General features: G+C 65.0%; 1 protein-coding gene. It reads right to left on the bottom strand.

Annotated features, from left to right (window positions below; genetic code table 11):
* Positions 1–3,735: beta strand repeat-containing protein (locus AC3WN8_RS30070; RefSeq protein WP_492673210.1), on the bottom strand; the 3,735-nt coding region annotated here is incomplete at both ends.

The following is a 3,735-nucleotide window of genomic DNA, read 5'->3' as shown; positions in this document are numbered from 1 at the left end:
GCGACATATTTCAGCGTCTGGGTGCCCGCGTCGAAGATCACCGTCCCCAGCGTGCCGCTGGTGTTGACGCTCGTGATCGTCAGCACATCGCCATTATTGTCGGTGTCGTTGCCGAGCAGCGTCGCGGCGAGGTTGCCCGTCGTCACATCCTCATTGACCGCGATCCCGTCGATATTGGCCACCGGCGTGTCGTTGACCAGGATCGTCACCGGGATCTCGACATAGAGACCATCGGGATCGGTCGCACGGATGACCAGGTCGTAGCTCGCCGCATTCGCATAATCGAGCACCGCCGCCGTCCTGAGCGCACCATTGGCGTCGATCGTGAAGTTGCCCGCACCCGGACCCGACAGGCTGTAAGTCAGCGTGTCGCCATCCACGTCGAATGCCGACGCCGTGCCCACCAATGTGCCGATCGGAGCAAGCTCGTTCACCTCGACATCGTCGATCACCAGATTGGTCGGCGTGTCGTTGACCGCCGCGATGTCGATCGTCAGCGTGTTCGGGCTCTGGTCGGTGTTCTGCCCGCCATTGGCGGTCCCGCCATCATCCTGCACCGCGAACACGATGCTGCCAGCCGCCAGTCCGTTGAGGTTGAGCGTCGGCACGAAGCTCAGCTTGCCCGCCGCGATATCGGCGGTGCTGTAGGTCGCCGGCAGTGTCGCCAGCACCGGTGCGGCACCCCCCGCGCCATCGGCGTCGTAATAGATCGCACCACCCGTCACGCTGTCGATGCGCACCGCGATAAACGCGTCGCCGTCGACATCGCCATAGCCGAAGTCGCCCACCGACAGCAGCCGCGCCACATCCTCGGTCGCACCGATCGTGCTGCTCGTGCCCGTCGGCGCATCGTTGACGTCGAGTATATTGATCGTCGCCGTCGCCACTGCGCTGTCGACCAGACCGTCATTGACCACCACCGTGATCGTCCGCGTCAGGTCCGCACCGGCCGCTGCCGGTTCCTCGGTGCTGTTCGCATAGCGGATGCTCGCGAGTATCGCCTGGTACTGCGCCCCCGTGCCAGGGCCGGTCACCGTGATCGTGATCGTGCCGCCGCCACTGGCGATGACCGAGCCGAACCCGCCCGGCAGCGGATCGGCGAACACCAGCGTGTCGCCCGTCGCCGCATCGGTCAGCGTCACCGTCATGCTTTCGATCAGGTCGCCCAGGCCCTCATCGGGCTCAACGACACTGATCTTCGATCCGATCGCGATGCCGGGGTCATTCTCGGTATAGCTTGTCGTGAAGTTGATCCCGCCCGCCTTGGTGCCGTTGAGGTCAACCACCGGGGGCACATTGTCGGGCTCGATGTTCAGCGTGATCGTGTTCGCGCTCTGGTCGGTATCCACCCCGCCATTGGCCGTGCCGCCATCATCCTTCACCTTGAAGGTGAAGCTGGCATAGTTGGTCCCGAACTCGTCTGGATCGGGCTGGAAGTAGAAGTGACCGGCTGCGATATCCGCCGCGCTGACGAAGCCGCCGGCATTCACCTGCACCGCCGCAGCGCCGACACCGATGCCGTCGGCATCGACATAGAGCTTGCCCTGCCCCGGCGCCGTCGACACGACCAGCCCGGCAAAGCCATTGCCCTCCACCAGATCGGTGAACCCGAAGTCGGCGGTCGTGAAGATCACCGGATCGTCCTCGCTGCCGGTCAGCGTCTTGTCCGCACCCGAGGGCGCGTCGTTGACCGAGGCGATGTTGATCGTGATCGTGTCATTGTCGGTCTTCGTGCCGCCGCTGCCGGTCTGGCCGCCATCCGCGGTCGAGATCGAGAGCGTGTCACTGCCGAAGTAATTGGCGGTCGCGGTGTATTTGAGGCCCGTGCCCAGCGCCGCGTTGATCGCCGATGCCGTACCCGTAAAGCTCAGCGACGCGTCGTCCGTGCCGTCGCCCGAGATGAAGCTGAGGCCCGCCGTGCTCGCCAAGGTCATCGTGCCATGCGCAACCGACAAGGTGACGGTCAGCGTGCCCGCATCGACATCCGATACGCTGATCGCATTGGCATTGCCCGTCGACAGCGTGAAGTTGCCATCCTCGTTGATGTTCTGCGTGCCCGGCACCGTGTTGACCGGTGCATCGTTGACCGCGTCGACCGCCTGGCTCAGCACCACCGTGCCCGACGAATAGGCCGTGGTCCCGCCGGTCACCGTGGCATTGACGACTTGCGCATCGACGATGCCGAAGCCCAGCGCGTTGTCGATCAGGTGCACGGTGAGTGTCGGTGCCGCGCCGTTGAAGTCGAGCGCCGGGTTGAAGCGGAACAGCGTGCTGCTGTTGAACAGCTTCGCCGCCGCGTCCGACACGCTGCCGATATCGACCCAGATCGCGCCATTATGATATTGCCATTGGCCGGTGCCCGCCGACGAGCCGTTGGCGGTGACCGCAACCCCCGAGAACGACCCCGGCGACGAGGCGCCGCCATTGGGCACCTGGTTGTCGGCCGCATCCGAATATTGCCCTGCGAACAGCGTGCTGACGGTCTGGCCGGCGCCCGGGCTGTCTTCGTTGATCGTCGCCGCCGCTTCGGTGCCGTCGCCCGATACCACCGGTGCATCGTTGATCGCAGCGATCGCGATCGCGATCGAATCGCTGTCGACCTGCGTGCCGCCCGATCCCGTCGCGCCAAGATCGCTGGTCACGAACGAGATCGCGTCGCTGCCGTTGAAATTGGTATTGGGGGTATAGACCAGCCCCAGGCCCAAAGCGGTGTTGATGTCCGCGATCGTGCCGGTGAACGACATGCTGCCATCGCCCTGCGCATCGCTGAAGGCGAGGCCCGCGATATTGTTGAGCGCCAGCGTGCCATGCGCCACCGACAGTGTCACCTTCAGCGTCGTCGCATCGACGTCCGACACCTTCAGGTTCGTCAGCGTGAAGCTGCCATCCTCGTTGATGCTCTGCGCCACCGCCACCGTGTTCACCGGCGCGTCGTTGACCGCGCTGACGTTGAAGGTGATCGTGTTCGCGCTCTGGTCGGTATCCTGGCCGCCATTCTTGGTGCCGCCATCGTCCTGCACCTGGAAGGTGAAGCTCGAGAAGGGTACGCCGTTGCCGTCCTGGAGCGGCGTGTAATAGAGCCGGCCCAAGGCGATATCCGCCGCGCTGACGATCTGGCCGTCGGTCACCACCGCCGCCGGATCGCCGCCCGCGCCATCCTTGTCGAACCACAAGGTCCCCGGCACCGGCGCGGTGGTGATCTTCACCCCCGTGAAATTATCGCCGTTGACGTCGCTATAGCCGAAGCTCGCCGTGTTGAACGTGTAGGTCGCGTCCTCGTTGATCGTATAGGTCGCGTCGGTGCCCGCCGGCGCATCGTTGATCGCCTGCACATCGACCGTCGTCGTGAAGCTCAGCGTGTCCGCGCCGCTGTTCGCGGTGCCGTCGCCATCGACCAAAGTCCAGGTCAGCGTGCGCAGACCCTCGGTCGGGCTGATCCCGCCCGAGTTGCTATAGCCCAGTGCCCGCACCAGCGTCTGCACCGCGGCCGGGGTCGCATCGGGATCGAAGGTGAAGACCAGAGCCGCACCGCCCGTGCCGCCCGTAAAGGTCGCGATCTGCGTGCCGCCCACCGACACCGCATTGCCGACGACCATAACGCTGCCCGTCGTGTCGATCACCAGTTCGTCCTGTGCCGCAACCGCACCGCCCGTGATCGCAACCGTCAGCGTGCCGCCGTCGAAGTTCGTGCTGTCCACATCCGCGATCGTGCCGTTGCTGCCCACGTCCAGCTTC

This window comes from Sphingobium sp. FW305-3-2-15-F-TSA7 (assembly GCF_058787155.1).
Note: the sequence above shows the minus strand (reverse complement) of the source record. Positions and strands in the feature narration are given on the sequence as shown.